A 24,475-nucleotide genomic window follows, 5' to 3' on the forward strand; every position below is an offset into this window, starting at 1 on the left:
ACTTCAGCGTGTCAGCTTTCTTCCTTGCCCAGCCCGCGATACAGCACGCCACCGACCACTGCACCCAGTAGCGGCGCGACCCAGAACATCCACAGTTGTTGAATCGCCCAGCCGCCGACGATCAGCGCCGGGCCGGTGCTGCGCGCCGGGTTGACTGAAGTGTTGGTGACCGGGATCGAGATCAGGTGGATCAGCGTCAGCCCCAGGCCGATGGCAATGGGTGCCAGTCCTGCCGGTGCACGTTTGTCGGTGGCGCCGAGGATGATCAGGATGAACATCGCGGTCATCACCAGTTCACAGACAAACCCTGCCGCCATCGAATAGCCGCCAGGCGAGTGTTCGCCGTAGCCGTTGGACGCCAGGCCTCCCGCCAGTTCGAAACCGGGTTTGCCGCTGGCAATGAAGTACAGCAGCGCGGCGGCAATCACACCGCCAATGACCTGGGCAATGATGTAGGCCGGCAATTCCTTGGCCGGAAACCGTCCACCCACCACTAGGCCGAGGGATACCGCGGGGTTGAGATGACAACCGGAAATATGGCCAATGGCAAAAGCCATGGTCAGCACTGTCAGGCCAAACGCAAAGGACACCCCGAGCAGGCCGATCCCCACCTCCGGAAAAGCCGCCGCCAACACTGCGCTGCCGCAACCACCCAACACCAGCCAGAACGTACCAACCAACTCAGTCGCCGAACGTTTTAACAGAGACATAGGAGAGTGCCCTTTCGAGATTATGCTGCCTTGAGCATCCAGCCGATGGACTGCAGAACCATCTCCAGAACGTTGAAGTCAGTACAGCACGGTTTTTTCAGAATTCCAGCAGGCATAAAAAACCGCCAGGGCCCGTTGTTGGCGGGCCCTGGCGGTTTTCTATAATCTTTCGGCTTCACTTGCCCCCCCCTGTAGGAGCGAGCTTGCTCGCGATGAACCAGAGAACGCCGCGGGCTGTCAGGCTCCCAGCATTATCGTTGACGACCATCGCGAGCAAGCTCGCTCCTACAGGGTAATGTGGCCATCCTGCGGATCAATCGATCCCGACAAACCCACCGGTCTGGTGTTGCCACAACCGCGCATACAAACCGCCATGGGCGAGCAGCTCGGCGTGGGTTCCGGTTTCGGCGATCTTGCCGTTTTCCAGCACCACCAGCCGGTCCATCCGGGCGATGGTCGACAGCCGGTGGGCGATGGCGATCACGGTTTTGCCCTGCATCAGGGTCTCGAGACTTTCCTGGATCGCTGCTTCGACTTCCGAGTCCAGTGCCGACGTGGCCTCATCCATGATCAGGATCGGCGCGTCCTTGAGCAGTACCCGGGCGATGGCGATGCGCTGGCGCTGGCCGCCGGAGAGTTTCACCCCGCGCTCACCGACGTGGGCATCGAAACCGGTACGGCCTTCAGCGTCCGACAACGAAGGAATGAAACCGTCAGCCCGGGCCTTGTGCACCGCTTCCCAGAGTTGGGCGTCGGTGGCGTCGGGTTTGCCATACAGCAGGTTGTCACGGATCGAGCGGTGCAGCAGCGAGGTGTCCTGGGTGATCATGCCGATGCGTTCGCGCAGGCTTTCCTGGCTGACGTCGGCGATGTTCTGGCCGTCGATCAGGATGCGTCCGCCTTCGACGTCGTACAGGCGAAGCAGCAGGTTCACCAGGGTTGACTTGCCGGCGCCGGAAGGGCCGATCAGGCCGATTTTCTCGCCAGCCTTGATGCTCAGGTTGAGGTCGCCGATGATCCCGCTCTGCTTGCCATAGTGGAAATCCACCTGTTCGAAGCGTACTTCGCCACGGGCCACCGCCAGGGGTTTGGCCTGGTCACGGTCGGTGACGCTGACCGGTTGCGAGATGGTCTGCAGACCGTCCTGCACCATGCCGATGTTTTCGAAGATGCCGGTCACCACCCACATGATCCAGCCGGACATGTTGACGATGCGGATCACCAGGCCGGTGGCCAGGGCAATCGCCCCGACGCTGATCAACGACTGCGTCCACAACCACAGGGCCAGGCCGGTGGTGCAGACGATCAGCAAGCCGTTCATGCTGGTGATGACCACGTCCATGCTGGTGACCACACGGCCAGCCAGTTGCGCCTTTTCGGTCTGTTCCTTGATCGCTTCGCGGGCGTATTGCTGCTCGAAGTTGGTGTGGGCGAACAATTTCAGGGTGGTGATGTTGGTGTAGCCGTCGACAATCCGCCCCATGAGTTTGGAGCGCGCATCGGACGCCACCACCGAGCGATCCTTGACCCGTGGCACGAAGTAACAGAGGGCGCCGATGAAGGCGAAGATCCAGGTCAGCAGCGGGATCATCAGGCGCCAGTCGGCTTCGGCGAACAGCACCAGGGAACTGATGGCGTAGATCAGCACATGCCACAACGCATCCACGGCCTGCACGGCGGAATCGCGCAGTGAGTTGCCGGTTTGCATGATGCGTTGGGCGATGCGCCCGGCGAAGTCGTTCTGGAAGAAATTCAGGCTCTGCTTGAGCACGTAGCTGTGGTTCTGCCAGCGGATCATGCTGGTCATGCTGGGGCTCAGGGTCTGGTGCACCAGCAGGTCATGCAGGCCCACGAATATGGGGCGCAGCACCAGCGCGACCACCACCATCCAGGTCAGTTCGAGGGCGTGATCCCGGAACAGATTGATGTTCGGCGTGCCTTGGGCCAGGTCGATGATACGGCTCAGGTAGCTGAACAACGCCACCTCGATCAACGCACCAATCAGGCCGACGATCAGCAGGGCGGCGAAGCTCGGCCAGACCTGCTTGAGGTAATAAGTGTAGAAAGGGAAAACCCGGTCCGGCGGAGACGCCGTCGGTGCTTCGCGGAACACATCGATCAGTTTTTCAAAGCGGCGATAAAGCATTGGTTGTTCGCCCGCGAGCGGGCTCTCCTTTTAACGTTTTGAGCATTGCCGGCAAACACCGGCAACGGCTCGGACATCCTTGTCCAGCTTAGTCTCAGTCGATGCGCTTGGCTGACTTGATGAACACCGGATCGGCCGGCACGTCGCGCATACCGTTTTTGCTGGTGGTAGGCGTGTTGACGATGATATCGACCACGTCCATGCCCTTGACCACTTTGGCGAACACGGCGTAGCCGGCGTCGCGGCCCGGATCAAGGAAATCGTTGTCCTTGACGTTGATGAAGAACTGGCTGGTGGCCGAGTCAGGATCGGAGGTGCGTGCCATCGACAGCGTGCCACGCACGTTATGCAGGCCGTTGCTGGCTTCGTTCTTGATCGGGTCCTTGGTCGGTTTCTGCTGCATCGAGGAGGTGAAACCACCGCCCTGGGCCATGAACCCCGGGATCACCCGGTGGAAAATCGTGTTGTTGTAGAAACCACTGTCGACGTACGCAAGGAAGTTCTTGGTACTGATCGGGGCCTTGACCGGGTCCAGTTCGATTTCGATCTGGCCGTTGGTGGTGTCCAGCAGCACATGCGGGGCCTTTTCCGGCGTCGCGGCCATCAGGTTGGCGGCAAACAGGACGGTGCCTGCGGCGAGGGCGATTGTTTTCAGCATGGGTCAGTGATCCTGAGTGGTGGTGTCGACTGCGGTCAGAAACTCCAGCAGCGTCTGGTTGAAGTGTTCCGGCTGGTCCAGCGGCGTGGCGTGGCGTGAATCGGCGATCACCACCAGCCGCGCGTCGGGCAGCAGTTTTACGTAGTTTTCCTTCAGCGCCACCGGTGTGTAGTCACGGTCGGCGCTGACGATGAGGGTTGGACAGGTGACCTTCGAAAGTCGTTCCTGGACTCCCCAGCCGACAATGGCATTGAAGCTGGCGAGATAAGCATGTTTGTCGTTTTTTGCCCAGCGTTCGGCCATTTTTTGTCGCAAATCGGCCTGCTCGGGTTTGGGGAACAGCTTGCTACCCAGTGCCTTGCCAATGGTGCGCAGGCTGAGTGCGTGCATCAGGCTCCAGCGCTTGAACCACTGCCAGTAGTCATCGCGGCTGCGCAGCTTGACCTCGGGCGCGCTGTTGACGATGCACAGGCTCTTGAGCAGTTGCGGTTGATCCACGCCCAGTTGGAAGCCGATCATGCCGCCCATGGACAGGCCGACATAGTGTGCCGGACCGAGATTGAGGTGTTCGATCAGTGCAATCAGGTCAGCGCTGAATCCGGCAATGCTGTAGCGCTCCCGGGGTTTGTCCGAACGGCCGTGACCGCGCACATCCGGGACGATCACCCGGTAGCGGGTGGCAAGTGCCGGGATCTGTTTTTCCCAGTCCAGGGTGCTGGAGCCGAGACCGTGGACCAGCAGCAGCGGCGTGCCGTGACCATATTCCTCATAGTGCAGGTTGCAACCTTCGTGTTCGAAATAGGCCATGCATACACTCCGTGTCAGGCTTGTTCGGGGGCGGCGAACGGTGCGTCCAGTGGTGCGGTGTCAAACGTACGCAGCAGTTCGATGAGAATCTGCGTGGCCGGTCCCAGCGGTTTGTCCTTGTTCGAATACAGGTAAAAGCTCGGGTTACGGCTGCCGCCCTGATCCAACGGTAGCAGCTTGAGCGTACCTTCCTTGAGTTCCCGTTCGATCATGTGCCTGGGCAGCCAGGCAAACCCCAGGCCGCTGCTGACGAAGGTCGCAGCGGTGGCCAGGCTGCCGACGGTCCAGCGCTGTTCGGCACCGAGCCAGCCGACGTCCCGTGGTTGCTGGCGGCCCGAGTCGCGGATCACTACCTGCATCTGGCTTTCAAGGTCCTGGAAGCTCAGTTCACGGTTGAGGCGGTGCAGGGGATGCTCCGGATGGGCGACCGCGACGAACTCGACGTCGCTCAACTCAGCGCCCAGGTAACCGGGAATACTGAAACCCGTGATGGCCAGGTCGGCCACGCCTTCGAGCAGGACTTCCTCCACGCCAGACAGCACTTCCTCGCGCAGGCGCACCCGGCAGCCACGGCTTTGCGGCATGAACGCGGTCAAGGCGCGGACGAGGCGGGCACTCGGGTAGGCAGCGTCGACCACCAGGCGCACTTCGGCTTCCCAGCCCTGCTCCATGTGATGGGCCAGGTCTTCGAGTTGACTGGCCTGTTTCACCAGTTGCCGGGAGCGGCGCAACAGAACGCCGCCGGCTTCGGTCAGCACGGCTTTGCGTCCGTCGATACGCAGCAACGGCACGCCGAGTTGATCCTGCATGCGGGCCACGGTGTAGCTGACTGACGATTGCGAGCGATGCAGCGCCTCGGCGGCCTGGGCGAAACCACCGTGATCGACCACAGCCTGCAGCGTTCGCCATTGATCGAGGGTCACGCGGGGCGCTTTCATGTTGAACTCCTCTTGTCCTAAGCTGGCAGCCCTAATTGGAGGCTGCTGAATGAAAAAATTCTGTTGTGTGCTGCTGGCGCTGCTGCCGCTGACGGCGATGGCTTACCCGATCGATGTGAAAAAAGACCTCAACGGCATGAAGATCGATTACCAGACCTACGACACGGATAACGACATCGGCTCCATTCAGGTAGCCAACTACGGCGACGTCGATGCGAGTTGCAAGGTCGTTTTCATCAATGGCCCGGAAGCACCGCGTACCCGCAAGATCGACGTACCGGCCGGCAAGCACAAAAATGCCACCGCCAAGTTCACCCGCAGCATCATCAAGCTGCGCATCGAGCTGACCTGCACCCCGAAATGAAATCAATCCCCTGTGGGAGCGAGCTTGCTCGCGATAGCGGTGTGTCAGGCAACAAAAAAATTGAATGACATGACGCCTCGCGAGCAAGCTCGCTCCTACAGGGGGTAGTGCATGCTGAGCTTATAAACGAATTTATTGATGGGTTATAGCAGTTATTTGCGCTTTTTCATCGATATGACTCTGTTTAACCTTCACTCCATCGACCTACAGCATTCTCAGATGGAGGCTACATCCCATGTCCCGCGTTCTGATCATCGAAAGCAGTGCCCGTCAGCAAGACTCGGTTTCCCGCCAACTGACCCAGACGTTCATCAGCCAGTGGAAAGCCGCTCACCCGAATGACCAGATCACTGTCCGGGACCTGGCCGTCAAGCCGGTGCCGCACCTGGATATCAACCTGCTGGGTGGCTGGATGAAACCCGCCGAGCAGCGCAGCGACATCGAACAGGCATCCCTGGAACGTTCCAACCAGTTGACCGATGAATTGCTTGCCGCCGATGTACTGGTCATGGCCGCGCCCATGTACAACTTTGCGATCCCCAGCACCCTGAAAGCCTGGCTCGACCATGTACTGCGTGCCGGCGTGACCTTCAAGTACACCGAAACCGGTCCCCAAGGCCTGCTCAGCGGCAAGCGTGCGTATGTGTTGACGGCTCGCGGCGGCATCTATGCCGGCAGCACCGCCGATCACCAGGAACCGTACCTGCGCCAGGTCATGGGTTTCATCGGTATCCACGACGTGACGTTCATCCACGCCGAAGGCATGAACCTGGGCGGAGACTTCCAGGAGAAAGGCCTGAACCAGGCGAACGCCAAGCTTTCGCAAGTGGCCTGACCGGTTAATCGCCAGATAATCGCTGGATGGTCTAGTGACCTGGCGCAACCCTTCAAGCCTGTACGCGCATCGAACCTCCCTTCGCACTTGTTGCTCCTGAGTGCCCTGGCCCGATTGAACGCTTTAGCGAGATCGGGCTTTTTTTTGCCCGGGATTTAACCAACACCGACAAAACCCTGTGGGAGCGAGCTTGCTCGCGATGACGGAGTGTCAGTCGACAATGATGTTGAATGATCCACCGCTATCGCGAGCAAGCTCGCTCCCACAAGGAATTTGTATTATTTGGGTGTTCGCGATCAGCAGCAAAAACCGCTATCGTCGCCGCCATTCGAAATGAGGCGAGCATGGGCTATCTACTTTTTGTCACGCTGATCCAGGCGTTTTCCTTCAGTTTGATCGGCGAATACCTGGCCGGTCATGTCGACAGTTACTTCGCCGTGCTGGTACGCGTGCTACTGGCAGGGCTGGTGTTCATCCCGCTGACCCGCTGGCGCTCGGTAGAGCCGGCATTCATGCGTGGCATGCTATTGATCGGCGCGTTGCAGTTCGGCGTGACATACGTCTGCCTGTACCTGAGCTTTCGCGTACTGACGGTGCCGGAAGTGTTGCTGTTCACCATCCTCACGCCGCTGCACGTGACCCTGATTGAAGATGCGCTCAATCGTCACTTCAACCCCTGGGCCCTGGTCGCGGCGTTGGTGGCGGTGGCGGGGGCTGCGGTGATTCGCTTCGACCGGATCAACCCGGACTTCTTCATGGGGTTCATGTTGCTGCAACTGGCCAACTTCACCTACGCCGCCGGGCAGGTGCTCTATAAACATCTGGTCGCGCGCCACCCGAGCGATCTGCCGCATTACCGACGTTTCGGCTTCTTCTACCTCGGCGCACTGGCGGTGGCATTGCCGGCGTTTCTGTTGTTCGGCAAACAGAACTTCCTGCCCGAAGCGCCGTTGCAATGGGGCGTGCTGCTGTTCCTCGGCCTGGTCTCGACCGCTTTGGGACTCTACTGGTGGAACAAAGGCGCGTGCCTGGTCAACGGCGGGACCCTGGCGGTGATGAACAACCTGCATGTGCCGGTGGGGTTGCTGATCAACCTGCTGATCTGGAACCAGCATGAAGAACTGGTGCGGTTGTTGCTCGGTGGTTCGGTGATTTTGCTGGCGGTGTGGATTAGTCGGTTGGGTATACGGCGCGCAACCAGATTCGCGTAGGCGTTGCCGCAGGCTGCGATTTTTTGACGAAGAGCTGCTCGCATTCGGTTAGCAGCGAACGCCGGCAATGCTCAGATGACATCTATCTGACCATCATTTGTCCGTTTTTTTGGTTTTTTAAATGACGTGTAACGCTAATGTGTTTCTCTTGAAGCATTTATGCTTAATGCTTCTATTGGTTGTTGTTTTGCCGCCTTTCGTGCTGGCTGATGAGGCGCATAAAAAAGATTGGAGAGAGATTACTGTTAATGATCTTTCTGTCATTCGACAACTGGTGGTTACTTCTCATCCAGGCGCTATAGACAGTGAAAATGTGTCTTTTTCAGACTGGGTTGAACGGGGTTATCTGGATGCAAGTCAGCTGTCCAGACGCGTCAACTCAAAGAAAGACTCCCAGGCCGTGCTTGATTTTTACATCACGGGCTTCAAGGACGGACACGTAGGGCTGAGTCAACCTGATAAAGGACGTTCGTCCTGGGCAGGTTTCATTTTGGATATGCGTGGCCAGAGTTTCGTTGTAAAGCACGTCGCTGAAAATTGGCCTGTACCGCTGCCGCCGATAGGTTCCGAGGTTATATCGTGTGATAATAAATCGGTCCGCGAAAAACTAGAGGGTGAAATATCTCCATACTTTGATCGTAGACTTAATCTACAGTCCACTTGGTTGCATTTGGCTCAGCAGTTAACTGTCGATGATGCCAGTTATCCCGTGCTCGCGAGAGACTTGTTAAAAAGTTGTTTGGTTGTTCTTCCGGATGGACTAAGGCAAAACTTTACGTTGTTGTGGCAAGAGGACTCCGGGCAGCTGGAGGCTTTCCTGCGTCAACCTCAACCCCCTCAATCGCTCCGGAATTTGGGAGAAGGGCGATATTGGATACATGTATCAAATTTCATGCCGTCAGCAGCCGAGAATGCTTCCCTGGATAAAATGCTCGAGGCAATCAAGAGTATCAATGATGCCAAGTTGGTTGTGCTTGATACACGAGGCAATCGCGGCGGTAACAGTTTGGTTGGTGCTGAAATACTTTCTGCACTGTTAGGCTCGCAATGGGTGAAAAACCTGGGTGAGCCATCTCGTGCGTATGCGATGTGGCGTGTTTCTCCTTTTGCACTCTCAACGCTCAATAATGCTCTGGCTACCATGGGGAGTGATTATGGAAAAGACAGCGAAGCTTACAAGTTTGTTCTTGGTCTGACCGGGTCGATGGAGTTCGCGCTTCACGAGAAGAAAGACTGGTTACGACAGCCGAACGAATCCTCGGTCCTTCAAGAAGGCGCGAGAGGATCCAATGCCCAAGGTTTTAAAGGCAAGCTTGCACTGGTTACTGACTCTTTTTGCGCGAGTGCCTGTCTAGACTTTGCGGACGTTGTTCTTGCAGTTCCGGGGGTTGTCCATTTAGGTTTACCAACGAGCGGCGATACACTTTATATCGACATAGGCTCTCAAACACTGCCGAGTGGTGCTCAGTTCTGGCTGCCGTTAAAGGTATGGAGAGGCCGAGCTCGAGGAAACAATCAAAGTTATGATCCGCCATTTGTTTTTAATGGCGATATAAACGATACACCTGCAGTTCAAGAATGGGTGCTTGATCATTTTTGATCGGAACGGCGCTATTTCTGAGTCACGTCGCAACACGCCAACCTTGTGGGATGCCCAAAAGTCATTTGGGCGCCAATTGATCCACCAGAAACTCGATAAACGCCCGGGTCTTCTGCGGCACCCGCCGTGCCGACGAATACACCGCGTTGATGGTGATCGCCGGGGCCTGCCATTCGCACAGCACCGGCACCAGGCGCCCGGCTGCCAGCGCATCCTCGACGATGAAGTCGGGCAGCAGGGCGATGCCCATGCCGGCTTCGGCGGCCTGGGCGAGCAAGTCGCCGTTGTTGGCGTGCAACGGGCCGGTGACGTTCACCCGCTGGGTTTCCTTGCCATTGCACAGTTGCAGGCTGACACCGCTCTGCAGATACCCGTAGTTCAGGCATTGATGGGCGCGCAGGTCCTGCGGAGTCTGCGGGACGCCCGCGCGCTCAAGATAAGCAGGGGATGCCACCATGATGCGCGGCGCGGGTGCCAGTTGCCGGGCAATCATCGTCGAGTCGGGCATGCTGGCGATGCGGATGGTCACGTCAAACCCACCCCGCACGGGATCGACTTGCTGGTCGCTGAGCACCAGTTGCAGTTCGATGTTCGGGTTCTGCTCATGAAACAGCGGAATCAACGGCCCCAGTCGCCGAAGACCGAACGACATCGGCGCATTGACCCGTAACACACCGCGTAACTCGCCGATGCCGTCACGGGCGCGTTGCTCGGCCTCGTCCAGTGCCGCCAACACCTCCCGTGCTGCATCGAAATATTCGGCTCCGGCCTCGGTCAGGTGCAGGCTGCGGGTGGTGCGTTGCAGCAACTGCACACCGATGGCTTCTTCCAGCGCCTGAATCTGTTTGCTGACTTTCGAGCGCGGCACGTCCATGGCCCGGGCGGCGGCGGCGAAGCCGTTCTCGCCAACCGTGACGACGAAGGCACGCATGCATTCGATGCGATCCATATTGTCCCTATTTTAGAATCAATTATTCTCGATTTTAGGTGATTGTCCCTTTTATCGCCAGCCCCTAAAGTGACATCCAAGCCGACAACAACGCCGCAGAAGGCAACGTCGACCAACCCCTGACCCATTCGAAGTATCGACATCAAAAGGAACGCGCCATGTCTATTCGTGAACTGCTCAACCCAACCAATTCCGCCCTGATCCTGATCGACCATCAGCCGCAAATGGCATTCGGCGTTCAGTCCATCGATCGCCAGACCCTGAAGAACAACACCGTGGGCCTGGCCAAGGCGGCGAAGATCTTCAACGTGCCGACCATTTACACCTCGGTCGAAACCGAAAGCTTCAGCGGTTACATCTGGCCCGAATTGCTGGCTGTGCACCCGGATCAAAAGCCGATCGAGCGCACGTCGATGAACTCCTGGGAAGACAAGGCATTGGTCGACGCAGTGAAGGCCACCGGTCGCAAGAAGGTAATCATTGCCGCGCTGTGGACCGAGGTCTGCCTGACGTTCCCGGCACTGGAAGCCCTGGCTGAAGGCTACGAGGTGTACATCGTCACCGACGCCTCCGGCGGCACCAGCAAGGAAGCCCACGACATGTCGGTGCAACGGATGATTCAGGCAGGCGCGGTACCGGTGACCTGGCAACAAGTGTTGCTCGAATACCAGCGTGACTGGGCGCACAAGGATACTTACGAGGCAGTGATGGAACTGGTGCTGGAGCACAGCGGCGCGTACGGCATGGGCGTGGATTACGCCTACACCATGGTGCACAAGGCACCGCAGCGGCAGGTCAAGTAACCCGCAAACGCTGAAATGGATGTACCCCTGCCCTTGTAGGAGCGAGCTTGCTCGCGATTGCGGACTGTCAGACGACACATATGTTGACTGACACGCCCTCATCGCGAGCAAGCTCGCTCCTACAGGTTTTTTGTAGTGTTACATCATGCGTTTTTCGGCTTCGGGAATGTGGCTTGCCCCCAGCACTGCCGGCAGCAACCCGGCCCGTAAATCCGTACCACTCGGCTGCTGATACAGGCTCAACCCGAACTCCGGCAGCACCGCCAGCAGGTAGTCGAAAATATCCCCCTGAATCCGCTCGTAATCGGCCCACGCCGTGGTGCGGGTAAAACAGTAGATCTCCAGCGGAATACCCTGGGCCGTGGTCTGCATCTGGCGCACCATGCAGGTCATGTTCGGCTGGATCTCCGGGTGACTCTTCAGGTAGGCCAGCGCATAGGCGCGGAACGTGCCGATGTTGGTCATCCGCCGGCGGTTGGCCGACATGGCCGCGACGTTGCCCTGGGCTTCGTTCCAGGCCTTGAGTTCGGCCTGTTTGCGGGTCATGTAGTCGGTGAGCAAGTGCACCTGGGACAGCTTCAGCTCTTCGTCGTCACGCAGAAAGCGTACGCCGCTGGCGTCGATGAACAGGCTGCGTTTGATTCGGCGGCCACCGGAAGCCTGCATGCCGCGCCAGTTCTTGAACGACTCGGACATCAGGCGCCAGGTCGGGATCGAGACGATGGTCTTGTCGAAATTCTGCACCTTGACCGTGTGCAAGGTAATGTCCACCACATCGCCGTCGGCGCCCACCTGGGGCATCTCGATCCAGTCGCCGACCCGCAGCATGTCATTGCTGGTCAACTGCACGCTGGCGACGAACGATAGCAGCGTGTCCTTGTAGACCAACAGAATCACCGCCGACATGGCACCCAGGCCCGACAGCAGCAACAGCGGCGAACGGTCGATCAGCGTAGCGACGATGATGATCGCGCCAAACACGTACAACACCAAATTCGCCAGTTGCACATAGCCCTTGATCGAGCGGGTGCGGGCGTGTTCGGTGCGGGCGTAGATATCCAGCAGGGCATTGAGCAGGGCGCTGACCGCCAGCAGCAGAAACAGGATGGTGAACGCCAGCGCGACGTTGCCTAGGAACACCATCGCGGTTTTACTCAGCTCCGGCACCAGGTGCAGGCCGAACTGGATCACCAGTGACGGTGTCATTTGCGCCAGGCGCTGGAACACCTTGTTGTGGCGCAAGTCGTTGACCCAGTGCAGTGCGGGTTGACGGCCGAGCATTCTGCTGGCGTGCAGGATCAAGTAGCGCGCCACTCGTCCGAGGACCAGCGCAATGATCATCAACACCATCAGCGCCAGGCTGGCATGCAGGAGCGGATGCTGGTCGAGAGTGCCCCAAAGGTCTTTTGCGTTGAGCCAGAGCTGTTTGATATCCATGTGCAAAAACGATTCTTCTGTAGGTCGCGATAGAGCGATTAGAGCATGAAAACAACAGCGCGCAGACATAGCCAATGGAGCCATGTGTGCACTTGTGCGACACAAAAATTTAGGAAAGGAAATCACGTCCGTTCGTCGAACCTGTCAAATATGACAGTAGACAGTGCAAAAGTAAGACCCTTTTAATGTGATCTGCAGATTGGCATTCGCCACTGTGTTTTTACATAAGGAGTGTTGATATGGAAGCGGCATATAAAATTATACCAATGACACTTGTAGTGCCTGAAACTACTAACGCAGCTAAGACACCCTTCAGGGATGGAAGGGAGGAGTTTGAAAGGGAACTTCGCCTTAACCCAGGTGAAAGTTATGATTTGGGCAATGGACTTACTGCGCGCGCACTAAAAGAAGGGAATGGCCGTGGATTTTTTACATGGGACCACAATGTTCAGGAACCAAGCTGGGGTAAAAAATGTCTCGCTGTAAGCGGGGGGATTGTGTTCTTTCATTTCAAAGATCCTGTGTCAAGCGTCAGCTTTTCCTATGCTAATGTTAAGACGGTAGGTTTTCTATGCCACTATTATTATCAAGAGAAAGATGGTCCCCGTAGTGACCTTATTCTTTTACCGTCAAACGGTGATCCTCTTAGTCCGAAAGATGTATCGCTGAGCAGTGAACGGGGAATTGAATATGTTGCATTCGGTGGCTATGATCACCTTGATCCGTTGTTCATCGATAATTTAAAGTGGGCGATATAAATCGATTTTAAGCTGGCTAATAATCGCATTATTTTTTGCTCGAAAAAAGGGGGGTGTACCCGCAGTCCCCTTTTTGAATGAGTGCCTCATTTTTTGTCAGCGGCAAAATCTTCCTAGTTGAGAAGTGTTAGCAGCTGATTTGATGGTTGCCCGTGGATTTCATCCTTACCCAATGGCAAATTTTTCCTATTGATAATCACTGAAAACCTTTGTGATTTCAGCTTCGACACGTGATTTACGAAGGATTACGCTCCATGGCGGCAACATTTTCACAAAGAAACTCGGCCTGAGCGCTCGAAACCGTTACCCTATGCAGCTATTTTTTTGCATTTCTTCGAGGTAGCACCCGTGTTTTCCCAATTCGCCCTGCACGAACGCCTGCTCAAAGCCGTGGCCGAGCTGAAATTTGTCGAGCCAACGCCTGTGCAAGCCGCGGCCATCCCGCTGGCGCTCCAGGGGCGTGACCTGCGGGTGACGGCGCAAACCGGTAGCGGTAAAACCGCTGCATTCGTTTTGCCCATCCTCAACCGTCTGATCGGCCCGGCGAAAATCCGCGTCAGCATCAAGACCCTGATCCTGCTGCCGACCCGCGAACTGGCCCAGCAGACCTTGAAAGAAGTTGAACGCTTCTCGCAGTTCACCTTCATCAAGTCCGGCCTGATCACTGGCGGCGAAGACTTCAAGGTCCAGGCCGCGATGCTGCGCAAGGTGCCGGACATCCTGATCGGTACGCCAGGCCGGATGATCGAGCAGTTGAACGCCGGCAACCTCGACTTGAAAGAAGTTGAAGTCCTGGTGCTCGACGAAGCCGACCGCATGCTCGACATGGGCTTCGCCGAAGACGTTCAGCGTCTGGTGGACGAGTGCACCAACCGTCAGCAGACCATGCTGTTCTCTGCCACCACCGGTGGTTCTGGCCTGCGCGAGATGATCGCCAAAGTCCTGAACAACCCTGAGCACTTGCAGCTCAATGCGGTCAGCCAGCTGAACGACACCACCCGCCAGCAGATCATCACCGCTGACCACAACCAGCACAAAGAACAGATCGTCAACTGGCTGCTGGCCAACGAGACCTACCAGAAGGCCATCGTCTTCACCAACACCCGGGCCATGGCCGACCGTATCTACGGCCGCCTGGTGGCGCAGGAATACAAAGCGTTCGTGCTGCACGGCGAGAAAGACCAGAAGGATCGCAAACTGGCGATCGACCGCCTTAAGCAGGGCGGCGTGAAAATCCTCGTGGCCACCGACGTCGCCGCTCGCGGTCTGGACGTAGATGGCCTGGACCTGGTGATCAACTTCGACATGCCGCGCAGCGGCGACGAATACGTGCACCGTATCGGTCGTACCGGTCGCGCCGGTAACGATGGTCTGGCGATTTCACTGATCTGCCATGGCGACTGGAACCTGATGTCGAGCATCGAACGCTACCTCAAGCAGAGCTTCGAGCGCCGCACCATCAAGGAAGTCAAAGGCACCTACGGCGGACCGAAAAAGGTCAAGGCCTCGGGCAAGGCCGTCGGCGTGAAGAAGAAAAAGACTGACGCCAAGGGTGACAAGAAGAAAACTGCCGCCAAGACCCCGACCAAGCGCAAGAGCGCCAACCGGCCGAAGAGCGATTCCCTGGTCAGCAAGGACGGCATGGCCCCGCTCAAGCGCCGCAAGCCGGAAGCGCCGGCGGCTGAGTAAGTCGTTGCAAGCGACGCATAAAAAACCCGGACAGTGTCCGGGTTTTTTATGTCTGATGATTATCAACTCTCGGTTTTCTTTTCTGCCGAGTCCAACTCCTTCAAGCGCTGATCGATTAACTGACACTTGTCCGGCAGGTTCTTGGCGGCAGTGCCCAGGTCCATTTTCTGCAACTCGTCGTTGATCTCCTTGGCCTTGGTCGGGTTCTGCTCGGTGAGCCTGGCCACTTCCCGGGCCAGTTGCTCGCGTTTGGCGGTGGCTTCCTCGAGGGTGCAGGCCCAGGCGGGCAGGGCGCAAGCGAGGGTGATGGCGAGGGTCAGCTTGCTCAGGATTTTCATAAGTGTCCTCTGTTCCGGTAACGGCAGATATCCGGTTGAGGGGACAACGGCAAGAAAAGTTCAGCCGAGGTGGCGGATGCATCCCGTATAGGGTACCCAACAAAAAACCGGACAATGTCCGGTTTTCTGCACTCGACTAAACGGTGAGAGAGTCGATCCCGTTTACTCAAGCCTCGATCACTTGACCGCAATGAATCCTCTTTCCATTGAAATATGCTTGTTTCCATATTTATGAAAAATCGGCACTACACGAGCCGAGGCACTGCAGACTTTCTGTAACAGATCGATGGGGCGCTGGCCCATGGCAGCAATCTCCCACTCAGCACCTTTCAAGAAAGGCACACCGTAATGGAAGCTTCCAATTGTTGAGAAGCCGATCTCATGTAATGTTTTTTCGATGAGTTCTTTGGAGTGGAATACGTGTTTTGACCAGTTTTCAGGGCACCAGTTTTTCCACAGTTGTGCGCCAACAGCTTCCATGTTCGGCATCGAAAAAAGTAACCTGCCGTTATTTTTCAAGGCGGAAAATGACTTCTCAAGCATAGGCCTTGGATCAATGAAATGTTCCAGGACACCCCAGTGAACGACGGTGTCGTATTGCTGATCGGGTATCCAGTTGCATATGTCTGCGTTGAGGAAGTGGCCTGAACATTGATTGATATCAAAGAGCTCCTTGACGACTTTCAGACCTTCATCGGAGAAATCGAGAGCGGTGACGTCTGCGTCCATCCATTTTTTCATGGACAAGAGGCGTTTGTTTTCGCCGCCACCTCCCAGTTCCAGAATACGAGAGCCCTTGATCGAGCCAAGCCTCTCATGAATCAACCTGGCGAAGAGGCCATTTTTCCCGTAGTAGAAGTCTGAACCGCTCAAGGTGGACAGCGAGGACTGTGCAGGGGACCACACACTGTCCCAATAGCTTTCGTCAGTCACTTTATTCTGGTCTTGTCGTCCTGACACAATTCTCTCCAATTATTGTTTTAGTGTTGTAACAGTCGGACAGCCTTGAGCGTAGCTTAAAAAAATGACAGTTCTCCGGTCATTTCTTCGGTTGAGCGCTATTTATTTTCGGGTGGGTTTGGCCTCTTCGCGAGCGGGCTCGCTCCCACAGGGGGGACCGTGGCGAGCACAAGTCCAATCTGGGCGCGAGCCGGCTCCGGGCGGCGCTCCGACGAGAGCCTCGATTCTGTTTCAAGGCTACCCCCCATGGCAGCAACTGGGGGTCGCCTGTTCTTCGTACCGGTCGTGATGTCGCACCCACTCCATGATTTCCTCCTCGTTGCGACCCTTGGGCGTCAGGTCCAGGTAGTTGTAGGCGCCGACCAGCATGTCCAGGCCCCGGGCATAGGTGGAGTAGGTATGGAAGATTTCTCCGGCGTCATTGCGATAAAACACGCTGAGACCGGGGAGTTCCTCCTCGGCGCCGTCGGTTTTTTCGTAGTTGTATGTAGCCTTTCCGGCGGCGACGTCTTCGGCTCGGGCGGTGACGCCAAAGTCGTAGTTGAAATCGCAGCCTTCGGACGATACCCAGTCGAACTTCCAGCCCATGCGCCGTTTGAACGCCTGGAATTCGGCGAACGGTGCGTGGGAAACCGCTACCACGGCCACGTCATGGTGGGCCAGGTGCTGGTTGGCGCCGTCGATGTGATCGCTCAGGTACGAGCAACCGGGGCAGCCCTCATCCCAGCCCTCGGCGAACATGAAGTGGTAGATGACCAACTGGCTGCGCCCCCCGAACAGGTCCGCCAGTTTCAGTTCGCCGTCGGGTCCCTGGAAGTGGTAGTCCTTGTCGATTTTCACCCAGGGCAGGGCGCGGCGTTCGGCGCTGAGTCTGTCCCTTTCCCTGGTGAAGGCTTTTTCGTGGGCCAGGTGCTCTTTGCGGGCGGCGACCCATTCTTCCCGCGATACGACGGGATGGTTTTGAATGTTCATGTTGTTTTCTCCTGCGTGGGGCGGGGAGGTGACTTACACAGCCTAGTCGTTTGGCTTGCATGGATTTCGACATGCCGCCGGTCGGTCGTCTGCAAACGCCCGGCTGAACGGTGGCCGGGCGTACCGGTCACAACCTGTAAGGCCCGTTCAATTGCACGGGCATCAATCGAACGGACACCGGAGGTTCAGGATGACGACTTACAACTGGGACTTGATTGAGCGCTTGCTGCATGAAGTGCAAAACAGCGCGGGCCACAGCTTCACGCCGCGGCCTTACGCCGAACAGCATGCCGCGCAGAAGGCCGCGGAAGGCGAGCCGATTGAAAATCTTGATCACTTGAAAACGGTGGCTGGAGAGTACGAAAAGTTACTGTTGGCGCGTGGCTATATCGCGCCGCGACCTGAAGACGAAGGTGGCACGGGCACCAATTACATTCTGACGGCGCGGGGTTCGCGTTTGTTGAGCCTGATCGACAGCAGTATTCCCGGCAATGATCACCCGCGGCAGGTGCTGGACGAGCAGGAGGATGCGCTGGATGAGATGACGTTTGATGAGGTAGCGTCGAAAGCGCAGATTGCCTGATGTTGTGTAATCCCCTGTGGGAGCGAGCCTGCTCGCGATAGCGATCTCAGTTTCAGTATTGATGTTGACGACGCACCGCAATCGCGAGCAGGCTCGCTCCCACATGCGTCTTGTGTTGCAGTCAGTCTTGTTTCGCCGCTTTCAGGCACTTCAAGTCGTTGAAGTCCTTCCTCACACCTTCAATTTTCTTCAGCAAACGTGCCCGCTGGCTCGGCGTACTTTCAGCCATCAGATCCACGAACAGTGAACGCGCCTGGGCTTCGGTGTTGGCAAAGGCCTGACGATAGGCGGGTGTCCACAACTTCTCACGATTGACCAGAAGTGTCTCGATCCGTTGTGGGAATTGTGGACTCTGGCGTTGGGCAACGGCCGCGCTGAACTGCTTCTGCCAATGGACCCGGTTGGCAAGCCACTGGGTGTTCTGCTCGCCCAGGGCGCTGGACCATGTGGCTACCCGCTGTTGCTGGGTGGTGCTCAGTGGCCCGAGCCAGTCATTCAGGCGCTTCTCCATGCGCGCGCCGCGCTCCTTGATCTGCTGGTCGAGGGAGGGTTTGAGGTATTCCTCCTGGCGTTTGCGCCGGTCCTTGGCGAAGGCGTCGTTCATTTCGGCGACTTGCTTGTCATCCAGCCTTTGCAGCAACTCGATGGCCGACGGGGTGATTTCTCGCGCGGTCTCGGCGATCGCTTGTTCGGCTTCGTGGGCGCGGGCCTGCAAGGCGGCATCGGTGACCTGGTTGGTAGCGACCATGGTTTGCAGGCGGTCCAGCCAGTCGAGATAGCCGGGCAGTTGGGTGGTGCAGTGCCAGCTCAGGTGTTCCTTCAGGCGCTCGTCCAGCCAGATTTTCTGCTCGCCGTTCATGTCCAGGTAGTCGCTGAGCGTCCAAGGGATGATCACATCGAGATTGCGGTAGGCCAGGCCCACGCGGCTGCACGCGCCGAGGGCGAGGGTAACGGTCAGCACAACGGCGAAATGCTTGAACCAGCGGGACATGGGCGATTCCTTGCGAAAGCCAGTCTTCGGGGTCTGATTCTCATGTGAACCCGGGAGGAGCCCGGCAGTTCAGCCGATCAATAGAACGCGTGTTCGGCCTTGAGCGTCACCAGCCCATCGCACTGGCTGTTGTGCCCGGCATAGGCCGAGCAACCGCTGCCGCTCAGGCTGGAGTCACTGTAGATCAGGTCAAGGTCGATGCCCATGAACGGGCGGGACAATTTCAGCGACCAATCGGTAAAACTGCCTACATACCCGCCATCCACCGCCACTGGCGTATTGAATTGGTGGGTGGTGTATTTCAGGCTGATGCCGACACCGAACGGTTGATTGCCGCTCAAGTCAGCGAACAGGGTGTTGTTCTGTTTGTCTGGGTCATTGCTGAAGGCGATGCCGAAACGGCTGCCGAGCAAGGTCAGGCCGCCGAACAGTTCCTGGCTGTCAGGGGTCGTGACTTCGGGGTAGCTGTAGCGGATCAAGCCCACTTCGTAGCCGAGGGTTTGGTCGAAGGGTTGTTTAAAACCCATGTAGGAGTCGATCTCGAGGTCTTTCCCCGGGCTGATGCCCATGCTGGGCGACCATTGGCCCACGTAGAAACCGCTGTCGTGGCTCAGGTCCAGGCCACCGTGAAACGAGCCGACGGCCGAGGGTTTGACCAGGCCCTGGGCCATGCTGCGGGTGGGGGTGGTGCCAAGCTTGAGGTCGAAGCCCCCCAGCTCACGCTGAAAGATTTGTGCCTGTGCTACGGAGCATGCCAGCAGGCTGCCGAGCAATGCCGAAAGGTAGAAAGATTTGAGCATGCGTCACTCCATGAACTGCGAGGGCAGGCTGGTGAACCCGCTGAAACGCTTGATCCAGACGTGTGCAAGGATACCGGCGAATAATCGGCAATGAAGGCCGTTCGTCGATTTCTACGGGATTTGAGGGAGTGCCGGAGGAGTAACGAGGGTTCCAGTCCAAGCGCTTCGAAGCTCAAAGCGCTTTGGGACCAGGTGACGCGAGGGGGATTACTTTTTGCCCAGGGTGATCTGCTTGGACGGGCCGAACGTCTGGCCGCTGACGCCTTTGGCAATTTGCTGGATTTCACCGCCGGACTTGAGGAACGCAGCGATCTGGCTGTTGATCGATTCGCTGGTTTCGACGGCTGGAGCTGGCTTTGCTTTGCTGGTGGATGCTTTTACGCGCATGGCGGCCATTAACCTGTAGAAAATTAACTTGGCCAGGCATCGTACAGGAGTTGCCTGATAATTGCTTGGCAAATATCCCCTCGGCATATTCGTGAGGTCGGGGTAATTAGTCCCCGGCCAATATTCGAAATATGCACCTAAGCCGCTGTTTTAACTAATAACATTGCCTGGAAAAATACCGCATCACGCTTGCCAGGGCATGGCGTAAATGCCCGGAACGGCCTGACGAGCGGACGGGGTGCGATGAAAACCCGGGAAAATTAAGGGCTTCAGGGAGATTTTCTCGCGCCACCGGGCCGGCTGCCGAACGCGGCGCTTAAAACCGGGTAGAATGCCGCCCACGCAATGAGGGTATTGGACATGGCTTTAGTCGGGCGTTACAACAGTTTGCAAGTGGTTAAACACACTAACTTCGGTTTATATCTGGACGGTGGCGCGGATGGCGAAATCCTTCTGCCTAATCGTTATATTCCAAAAGATATTCCTACCGAAGATGAAGACTGGCTCAACGTTTTTGTTTATCTGGACAGCGATGACAAACTCATCGCAACTACTGAAAAACCGAAAGTTCAAGTCGGTGAATTCGCCAGTTTGAAAGTTGTTGAAGTCAACAGCATCGGCGTATTCCTGGACTGGGGGTTGCCGAAAGACCTGTTGCTGCCGTTCTCCGAAGAGAAGCGCCAGATGACGGCGGGCGAGTATGTGGTGGTGCACGTCTATCTCGACAAGCACACCCGTCGCATCACCGCGACCGCGCGCCTGGACCGCTACCTGGACAAGACCCCGGCCAACTACACCGCGGGCCAGGAAGTGGATCTGCTGGTGGCCGAAGCCACGGACATGGGCTTCAAGGCCATCATCAACAACAAGCATTGGGGCCTGATCCACAAGAACGAAATCTTCAAGTTCATGCGCGCCGGTAAAGAAGAAAAGGGCTTCATCAAGGAAGTTCGCACCGACGGCAAGATCAGCCTGAGCCTGCAACCGGTCGGCCAGGAAGCGGCCACCAGCCTGAACTCGAAGATCCTCGCCAAATTGCGCGAAAACAACGGCAGCCTGGCGGTGAGCGACAAGAGCGATCCGGCGTTGATCAGCAGTCTGTTCGGTGTCAGCAAGGGCAACTTCAAGAAGGCCATCGGTGCGTTGTACAAGAATGGCCAGATTGTCATTCATGCCGATCGCATCGAACTCAGTTGATGCGCTGACAAGATAGAGGGCCAGGATGGCGCAAGCAGAGAAGTAGAGGTCTCTGGCAGGCGGCATTTTCTGGCCTTCTGGTTAATAATCGACAACATGATTCTTCGCCCCGGTGTTTTCTTTTCAACGAGAAGGCCGGGGCTTTGTTTTTTTTCTGCCGAGTCTTTGCCATGGATTGTGTCTTCGAGGTGTTCCGGTGAGCGCCACCCGGCGCAGCGCCGACGGGTTTGCCCTGCAAGTGATGGTCGGGTTGTGCCTGATCTGGGGCGTGCAGCAGGTGATGATCAAGTGGGCGGCGGCCGATATCGCGCCGGTGATGCAGGCGGCCGGACGTTCCGGTATGTCGGCGTTGCTGGTCGGGCTGCTGATCTGCTGGAAGGGCGGTTGGAACCAGGTGGGTACGACCTGGCGCGGCGGTCTGTTGGCCGGTGCCTTGTTCGGCCTGGAGTTCTTCTTCATTTCCGAAGGCCTGCAACTGACCACGGCAGCGCACATGTCGGTGTTCCTCTACACCGCGCCGATCTTCACCGCATTGGGGGTGCACTGGTTGCTGCCCAGTGAGCGATTGCGGCCTTTGCAATGGCTGGGGATTGTCCTGGCGTTTATCGGGATTGCCATCGCGTTTGCCGGCGGGGTGTCCTGGGACAACCTTGATTACCGCATGTTGATGGGCGATGCCTTGGGTGTGCTGGCGGGTGCCGCCTGGGGCGCGACCACGGTGGTGGTGCGCGCCTCGCGCTTGTCGGAAGCGCCGGTGACCCTGACGCTGTTCTATCAGTTGATTGTCGGCTTCTTCGGCTTGTTGTTGATTGCGCTGCTCAGCGGCCAGATCACCCATGTCAGCCTGACCCATGTGGCGGTGGCCAGTGTGCTGTTTCAGGGCGTGGTCGTGTCGTTTTTCAGTTACCTGGTCTGGTTCTGGCTATTGCGCCGTTACCTGGCGGCCAACCTTGCGGTGTTTTCGTTCATGACGCCGTTGTTCGGCGTCACCTTCGGTGTGGTACTGCTCGGCGAGGAGCTGAGCCTGAACTTCGTCATCGGTGCCGTTCTGGTATTGGCGGGCATCACTTTTGTCAGCGCCGAGCAGTGGTTGCGCCGTCGTTTGCGCAAAGCCCTCGGGCAGCATTGACCGGCGCGAGCAATAGACCGCCGGCGATCAACAAGCCGCAGCCGGCGACCACCAGTGCCGGCTGTAAACCGCCACTGAAATGACTACTCAGCGCCGCCAGCAATGGCCCGCTGAGCTGGCCCACGGCAAAGCAGGCTGTCAGCAGGCCGGCATTGCGCTGGGTGGCATGGGGCGCCAGTTCCCGGGAGCGTTGCATCACCAGTTGCATACAGGCCAGGAACGGCGTGCCGCACAGGATCACACCCAACGCCAGGCCTGGACCGTTGCCCAGCAGGCAGGCGAACACGCCCGCGGCTTGCAGCCATAACGTCGCCATCAGCCAGTGACTCGTGGCGCCAGGTTTTTGCCGACGCAGACTCACCAGCACCACACCGGCTGCCGCCGCCAGGCCAAAGCACGGCCAGAACAGGTCAGCCTGCCATTGGCCATGGAATTGCGCGTTGGCCATTTGCGACAAAAAGGTCGCGGGAATGATGTAGCCCAATCCGTACAAGGCATAGATCCAGCCCAGGCGAGCGATGCCTTGATTGCCCGAGGCGCTGGCGCTGGGTGCAGCAGTCTCGGTGACACTCGGTTGTGGCAGGAACGGCAGGATCCCCAGCAGCATCGCCAGCCCCGTGGCGGCGTACACCAGCCACAAGGTGGCGGAAGTCTGGCCCAGCAGATTCGAGCCCAGGGCCAACAGACCTGTCAGAAAAATTCCCAAACCGGGTCCGGCGAAGACCAGGGCTCCGAGCCGAGGACGACCGGCCGCTGCCGCGAGGGGTTGGCTCAGGGCGGTAATCATCACCAACACCCAGGCGCTGGCCACGCCGGTGCCGAAGCGCAGCAACAGGTGCGACCAGAAACCATTGGCCCAGAACGACGCCAGGGTCAGCAGCACGCACAGCCACAATCCGCCGAACAAGCGTCGGCGCACTTGTGCCGGACGCCGGGAAAACATGGCATCCACTGCACCGATGAAATAACCGAGGTAGTTGGCGGCGGCGATCAGCCCGGCGGCAGTCAGGTCGATCTGGCCTTCGCTGAGCAGGTGCGGCAATTGTGGTGTCAGGGCAAAGCGGCCGATGCCCATGGCCATCATCAGGGCAACGAAGCTGGCGGATAAGCGGATCAGGGGAGACATGGTCTGGAGTCCGTCTGGAGGATCAATGACCGTCAGGCTAGGACTGATTGACTTTCTTTAAAAATGAATAATAGTGAGTAACTTATTCTTTTTTGGAGAATGTCGTGGAGTTCAGCCAATTGCGCATCTTCCAGGCGGTGGCAGAGGAAGGATCCATAACCCGTGCCGCCGAACGGCTACATCGAGTTCCGTCGAACCTGTCGACCCGGCTCAAACAGCTGGAAGAGCAATTGGGTGTCGAACTGTTCCTGCGCGAACGTCAGCGCTTGCAGTTGTCGCCTGCGGGAAAAGTCCTGCTGGACTACACCGCCAGGCTGTTTGCCTTGCGCGACGAAGCCAGCGCGGCGGTGCAGGGCGGGCAACCGGCGGGAGACTTCGTGCTCGGCACCATGTACAGCACGGCGGCGATTCACCTTCCGGGGCTATTGGCGCATTACCACCGTTTGTATCCGGCGGTGAACCTGCAAGTACAATCCGGCCCCAGCGGTGAACTGCTCGAAGGCCTGCTCACCGGTCGACTCGATGCGGCGCTGGTGGATGGCCCGCTGGAACTGGCCGGACTCGACGGGGTGCCCTTGTGCGACGAGCGCCTGGTGCTGATCAGCGAGGCCGACCATCCGCCCGTGCGCAGCGCGCTGGATGTGCAAGGTCGTTCGGTGTTCACCTTTCGCCAGGGCTGCTCCTACCGCATGCGCCTGGAAGCCTGGTTCGCCCATGATCATGCGGCCATGGGCCGGGCGATGGAGATCGAGTCCTATCCGGGAATGTTGGCGTGTGTAATTGCCGGTTCCGGTGTGGCGCTGATGTCGGAGTCGATGCTCGCCAGTCTGCCGGGCCGTGAGAGTGTGGCCGTACATCCTTTGGCCGAACCGTTCGCCAGTGCTACCACCTGGCTGATGTGGCGCAAGGGCATGGTCGGGGCCAACCTGAATGCCTGGATCGAGCAGCAACAGGTGGTTTTTCCACAGGCACATGTACGGGCGCAGGACATTGCCTGAACGCAGGCTGATTTTGATGGATTCAGTAACAGATCATTGTGACTTTGCGCGAGCATTGCGTAGGACTTCGGACTATTATCTGTACGAAG

General features: G+C 57.8%; 25 protein-coding genes. 11 read left to right on the forward strand and 14 right to left on the reverse strand.

The window, feature by feature from the left end; all coding sequences use genetic code 11:
- Window positions 1–11: 11 nt before the first annotated feature.
- From aqpZ to KW840_RS19140, 5 genes are all read right to left on the reverse strand, one after another.
- Complete coding sequence (gene aqpZ / locus KW840_RS19120) at window positions 12–710, reverse strand: aquaporin Z (RefSeq protein WP_057715979.1); 699 nt, start codon at window positions 708–710, stop codon at window positions 12–14.
- A 313-nt stretch (window positions 711–1,023) separates the two neighbouring features.
- The gene (locus KW840_RS19125) at window positions 1,024–2,856 is read right to left on the reverse strand and encodes an ABC transporter ATP-binding protein (protein ID WP_218496939.1); all 1,833 of its coding nucleotides are present in this window, start codon (window positions 2,854–2,856) and stop codon (window positions 1,024–1,026) included.
- Window positions 2,857–2,950: 94 nt separating this feature from the next.
- A complete protein-coding gene (locus tag KW840_RS19130; RefSeq protein ID WP_218496949.1) occupies window positions 2,951–3,514 on the reverse strand; it encodes a peptidylprolyl isomerase in 564 nt (187 codons plus the stop codon).
- Between the two features lie 3 nt (window positions 3,515–3,517).
- Window positions 3,518–4,321 carry an alpha/beta fold hydrolase gene (locus tag KW840_RS19135; protein ID WP_218496951.1) on the reverse strand — a complete coding sequence of 268 codons (804 nt, stop codon included), beginning with the start codon at window positions 4,319–4,321 and terminating at the stop codon, window positions 3,518–3,520.
- A gap of 14 nt (window positions 4,322–4,335) precedes the next feature.
- On the reverse strand, window positions 4,336–5,259 hold the full coding sequence (locus KW840_RS19140) for a LysR family transcriptional regulator (RefSeq protein WP_008018223.1): 924 nt from the start codon (window positions 5,257–5,259) through the stop codon (window positions 4,336–4,338).
- A gap of 49 nt (window positions 5,260–5,308) precedes the next feature.
- Here KW840_RS19140 and KW840_RS19145 point away from each other — a divergent pair, with 49 nt between their 5' ends.
- The 4 genes from KW840_RS19145 (at window position 5,309) to KW840_RS19160 (ending at window position 9,269) form a co-directional block, all read left to right on the forward strand.
- On the forward strand, window positions 5,309–5,623 hold the full coding sequence (locus tag KW840_RS19145) for a hypothetical protein (RefSeq protein WP_057715974.1): 315 nt from the start codon (window positions 5,309–5,311) through the stop codon (window positions 5,621–5,623).
- A gap of 235 nt (window positions 5,624–5,858) precedes the next feature.
- Entirely contained in the window at window positions 5,859–6,458 is a 600-nt protein-coding gene (locus KW840_RS19150) for an FMN-dependent NADH-azoreductase (RefSeq protein WP_046043697.1), read from the forward strand.
- 344 nt (window positions 6,459–6,802) lie between these two features.
- Window positions 6,803–7,669, forward strand: coding sequence for a carboxylate/amino acid/amine transporter (locus tag KW840_RS19155; RefSeq protein ID WP_218496954.1), 867 nt, complete (start codon window positions 6,803–6,805; stop codon window positions 7,667–7,669).
- A 166-nt stretch (window positions 7,670–7,835) separates the two neighbouring features.
- A complete protein-coding gene (locus tag KW840_RS19160) occupies window positions 7,836–9,269 on the forward strand; it encodes a S41 family peptidase (protein WP_256353471.1) in 1,434 nt (477 codons plus the stop codon).
- Window positions 9,270–9,330: 61 nt separating this feature from the next.
- Here KW840_RS19160 and KW840_RS19165 read toward each other — a convergent pair whose 3' ends face one another.
- On the reverse strand, window positions 9,331–10,218 hold the full coding sequence (locus KW840_RS19165; protein ID WP_218496959.1) for a LysR family transcriptional regulator: 888 nt from the start codon (window positions 10,216–10,218) through the stop codon (window positions 9,331–9,333).
- A gap of 158 nt (window positions 10,219–10,376) precedes the next feature.
- Here KW840_RS19165 and KW840_RS19170 point away from each other — a divergent pair, with 158 nt between their 5' ends.
- A complete protein-coding gene (locus KW840_RS19170) occupies window positions 10,377–11,021 on the forward strand; it encodes a hydrolase (RefSeq protein ID WP_218496961.1) in 645 nt (214 codons plus the stop codon).
- A 138-nt stretch (window positions 11,022–11,159) separates the two neighbouring features.
- Here KW840_RS19170 and KW840_RS19175 read toward each other — a convergent pair whose 3' ends face one another.
- Entirely contained in the window at window positions 11,160–12,458 is a 1,299-nt protein-coding gene (locus KW840_RS19175) for a mechanosensitive ion channel family protein (protein ID WP_218496964.1), read from the reverse strand.
- A 239-nt stretch (window positions 12,459–12,697) separates the two neighbouring features.
- Between KW840_RS19175 and KW840_RS19180 the strand changes: the two genes are divergently transcribed.
- A complete protein-coding gene (locus KW840_RS19180; RefSeq protein WP_102671251.1) occupies window positions 12,698–13,216 on the forward strand; it encodes a hypothetical protein in 519 nt (172 codons plus the stop codon).
- Window positions 13,217–13,564: 348 nt separating this feature from the next.
- On the forward strand, window positions 13,565–14,905 hold the full coding sequence (locus KW840_RS19185; protein ID WP_007972492.1) for a DEAD/DEAH box helicase: 1,341 nt from the start codon (window positions 13,565–13,567) through the stop codon (window positions 14,903–14,905).
- Between the two features lie 62 nt (window positions 14,906–14,967).
- Here KW840_RS19185 and KW840_RS19190 read toward each other — a convergent pair whose 3' ends face one another.
- The 3 genes from KW840_RS19190 to KW840_RS19200 all read right to left on the reverse strand — a co-directional run bounded on the left by KW840_RS19190 (window position 14,968) and on the right by KW840_RS19200 (window position 17,175).
- On the reverse strand, window positions 14,968–15,243 hold the full coding sequence (locus KW840_RS19190) for a hypothetical protein (protein WP_218496965.1): 276 nt from the start codon (window positions 15,241–15,243) through the stop codon (window positions 14,968–14,970).
- Window positions 15,244–15,420: 177 nt separating this feature from the next.
- Window positions 15,421–16,176, reverse strand: a complete 756-nt coding sequence (locus KW840_RS19195) for a bifunctional 2-polyprenyl-6-hydroxyphenol methylase/3-demethylubiquinol 3-O-methyltransferase UbiG (protein ID WP_158247453.1) — start codon at window positions 16,174–16,176, stop codon at window positions 15,421–15,423.
- Between the two features lie 264 nt (window positions 16,177–16,440).
- Window positions 16,441–17,175, reverse strand: a complete 735-nt coding sequence (locus tag KW840_RS19200) for a thioredoxin family protein (protein WP_090453742.1) — start codon at window positions 17,173–17,175, stop codon at window positions 16,441–16,443.
- 190 nt (window positions 17,176–17,365) lie between these two features.
- Between KW840_RS19200 and KW840_RS19205 the strand changes: the two genes are divergently transcribed.
- Window positions 17,366–17,758, forward strand: coding sequence for a transcriptional regulator (locus KW840_RS19205; protein WP_090453744.1), 393 nt, complete (start codon window positions 17,366–17,368; stop codon window positions 17,756–17,758).
- A 121-nt stretch (window positions 17,759–17,879) separates the two neighbouring features.
- Here KW840_RS19205 and KW840_RS19210 read toward each other — a convergent pair whose 3' ends face one another.
- From KW840_RS19210 to KW840_RS19220, 3 genes are all read right to left on the reverse strand, one after another.
- Entirely contained in the window at window positions 17,880–18,749 is an 870-nt protein-coding gene (locus KW840_RS19210; RefSeq protein ID WP_218496968.1) for a DUF6279 family lipoprotein, read from the reverse strand.
- 77 nt (window positions 18,750–18,826) lie between these two features.
- Window positions 18,827–19,549, reverse strand: a complete 723-nt coding sequence (locus KW840_RS19215) for a TorF family putative porin (protein WP_090453748.1) — start codon at window positions 19,547–19,549, stop codon at window positions 18,827–18,829.
- A gap of 207 nt (window positions 19,550–19,756) precedes the next feature.
- Window positions 19,757–19,945 carry a hypothetical protein gene (locus KW840_RS19220; protein ID WP_015096330.1) on the reverse strand — a complete coding sequence of 63 codons (189 nt, stop codon included), beginning with the start codon at window positions 19,943–19,945 and terminating at the stop codon, window positions 19,757–19,759.
- 351 nt (window positions 19,946–20,296) lie between these two features.
- On the opposite strand from KW840_RS19220, the gene KW840_RS19225 reads away from it, so the two are divergent.
- Both KW840_RS19225 and KW840_RS19230 read left to right on the forward strand, forming a co-directional pair.
- Window positions 20,297–21,133 carry a S1 RNA-binding domain-containing protein gene (locus KW840_RS19225; protein ID WP_218496971.1) on the forward strand — a complete coding sequence of 279 codons (837 nt, stop codon included), beginning with the start codon at window positions 20,297–20,299 and terminating at the stop codon, window positions 21,131–21,133.
- 196 nt (window positions 21,134–21,329) lie between these two features.
- Window positions 21,330–22,262 (forward strand): DMT family transporter, encoded by a 933-nt coding sequence (locus KW840_RS19230; RefSeq protein WP_057715964.1) that lies wholly within the window; start codon window positions 21,330–21,332, stop codon window positions 22,260–22,262.
- Here the strand turns inward: KW840_RS19230 and KW840_RS19235 are convergent.
- A complete protein-coding gene (locus KW840_RS19235; protein WP_218496973.1) occupies window positions 22,207–23,388 on the reverse strand; it encodes an MFS transporter in 1,182 nt (393 codons plus the stop codon). The genes KW840_RS19230 and KW840_RS19235 overlap by 56 nt on opposite strands.
- A 104-nt stretch (window positions 23,389–23,492) precedes the next feature.
- Here KW840_RS19235 and KW840_RS19240 point away from each other — a divergent pair, with 104 nt between their 5' ends.
- The gene (locus KW840_RS19240; RefSeq protein WP_150813376.1) at window positions 23,493–24,386 is read left to right on the forward strand and encodes a LysR family transcriptional regulator; all 894 of its coding nucleotides are present in this window, start codon (window positions 23,493–23,495) and stop codon (window positions 24,384–24,386) included.
- The last annotated feature ends 89 nt before the right edge of the window (window positions 24,387–24,475 follow it).

Source organism: Pseudomonas sp. PDM30, assembly GCF_019218985.1.
GTDB classification, from domain to species: domain Bacteria; phylum Pseudomonadota; class Gammaproteobacteria; order Pseudomonadales; family Pseudomonadaceae; genus Aquipseudomonas; species Aquipseudomonas jessenii.

What these genes read in the sequence shown, in the direction of transcription:
- KW840_RS19220 (WP_015096330.1), bottom strand. Translation starts at nt 19,945, where the DNA reads ATGGCCGCCATGCGCGTAAAAGCATCCACCAGCAAAGCAAAGCCAGCT.
- KW840_RS19210 (WP_218496968.1), bottom strand. Translation starts at nt 18,749, where the DNA reads ATGTCCCGCTGGTTCAAGCATTTCGCCGTTGTGCTGACCGTTACCCTC.
- KW840_RS19235 (WP_218496973.1), bottom strand. Translation starts at nt 23,388, where the DNA reads ATGTCTCCCCTGATCCGCTTATCCGCCAGCTTCGTTGCCCTGATGATG.
- KW840_RS19190 (WP_218496965.1), bottom strand. Translation starts at nt 15,243, where the DNA reads ATGAAAATCCTGAGCAAGCTGACCCTCGCCATCACCCTCGCTTGCGCC.
- KW840_RS19165 (WP_218496959.1), bottom strand. Translation starts at nt 10,218, where the DNA reads ATGGATCGCATCGAATGCATGCGTGCCTTCGTCGTCACGGTTGGCGAG.
- KW840_RS19175 (WP_218496964.1), bottom strand. Translation starts at nt 12,458, where the DNA reads ATGGATATCAAACAGCTCTGGCTCAACGCAAAAGACCTTTGGGGCACT.
- KW840_RS19155 (WP_218496954.1), top strand. Translation starts at nt 6,803, where the DNA reads ATGGGCTATCTACTTTTTGTCACGCTGATCCAGGCGTTTTCCTTCAGT.
- KW840_RS19205 (WP_090453744.1), top strand. Translation starts at nt 17,366, where the DNA reads ATGACGACTTACAACTGGGACTTGATTGAGCGCTTGCTGCATGAAGTG.
- KW840_RS19200 (WP_090453742.1), bottom strand. Translation starts at nt 17,175, where the DNA reads ATGAACATTCAAAACCATCCCGTCGTATCGCGGGAAGAATGGGTCGCC.
- KW840_RS19225 (WP_218496971.1), top strand. Translation starts at nt 20,297, where the DNA reads ATGGCTTTAGTCGGGCGTTACAACAGTTTGCAAGTGGTTAAACACACT.
- KW840_RS19135 (WP_218496951.1), bottom strand. Translation starts at nt 4,321, where the DNA reads ATGGCCTATTTCGAACACGAAGGTTGCAACCTGCACTATGAGGAATAT.
- KW840_RS19215 (WP_090453748.1), bottom strand. Translation starts at nt 19,549, where the DNA reads ATGCTCAAATCTTTCTACCTTTCGGCATTGCTCGGCAGCCTGCTGGCA.
- KW840_RS19180 (WP_102671251.1), top strand. Translation starts at nt 12,698, where the DNA reads ATGGAAGCGGCATATAAAATTATACCAATGACACTTGTAGTGCCTGAA.
- KW840_RS19170 (WP_218496961.1), top strand. Translation starts at nt 10,377, where the DNA reads ATGTCTATTCGTGAACTGCTCAACCCAACCAATTCCGCCCTGATCCTG.
- KW840_RS19160 (WP_256353471.1), top strand. Translation starts at nt 7,836, where the DNA reads ATGCTTCTATTGGTTGTTGTTTTGCCGCCTTTCGTGCTGGCTGATGAG.
- KW840_RS19130 (WP_218496949.1), bottom strand. Translation starts at nt 3,514, where the DNA reads ATGCTGAAAACAATCGCCCTCGCCGCAGGCACCGTCCTGTTTGCCGCC.
- KW840_RS19125 (WP_218496939.1), bottom strand. Translation starts at nt 2,856, where the DNA reads ATGCTTTATCGCCGCTTTGAAAAACTGATCGATGTGTTCCGCGAAGCA.
- aqpZ (WP_057715979.1), bottom strand. Translation starts at nt 710, where the DNA reads ATGTCTCTGTTAAAACGTTCGGCGACTGAGTTGGTTGGTACGTTCTGG.
- KW840_RS19150 (WP_046043697.1), top strand. Translation starts at nt 5,859, where the DNA reads ATGTCCCGCGTTCTGATCATCGAAAGCAGTGCCCGTCAGCAAGACTCG.
- KW840_RS19145 (WP_057715974.1), top strand. Translation starts at nt 5,309, where the DNA reads ATGAAAAAATTCTGTTGTGTGCTGCTGGCGCTGCTGCCGCTGACGGCG.
- KW840_RS19140 (WP_008018223.1), bottom strand. Translation starts at nt 5,259, where the DNA reads ATGAAAGCGCCCCGCGTGACCCTCGATCAATGGCGAACGCTGCAGGCT.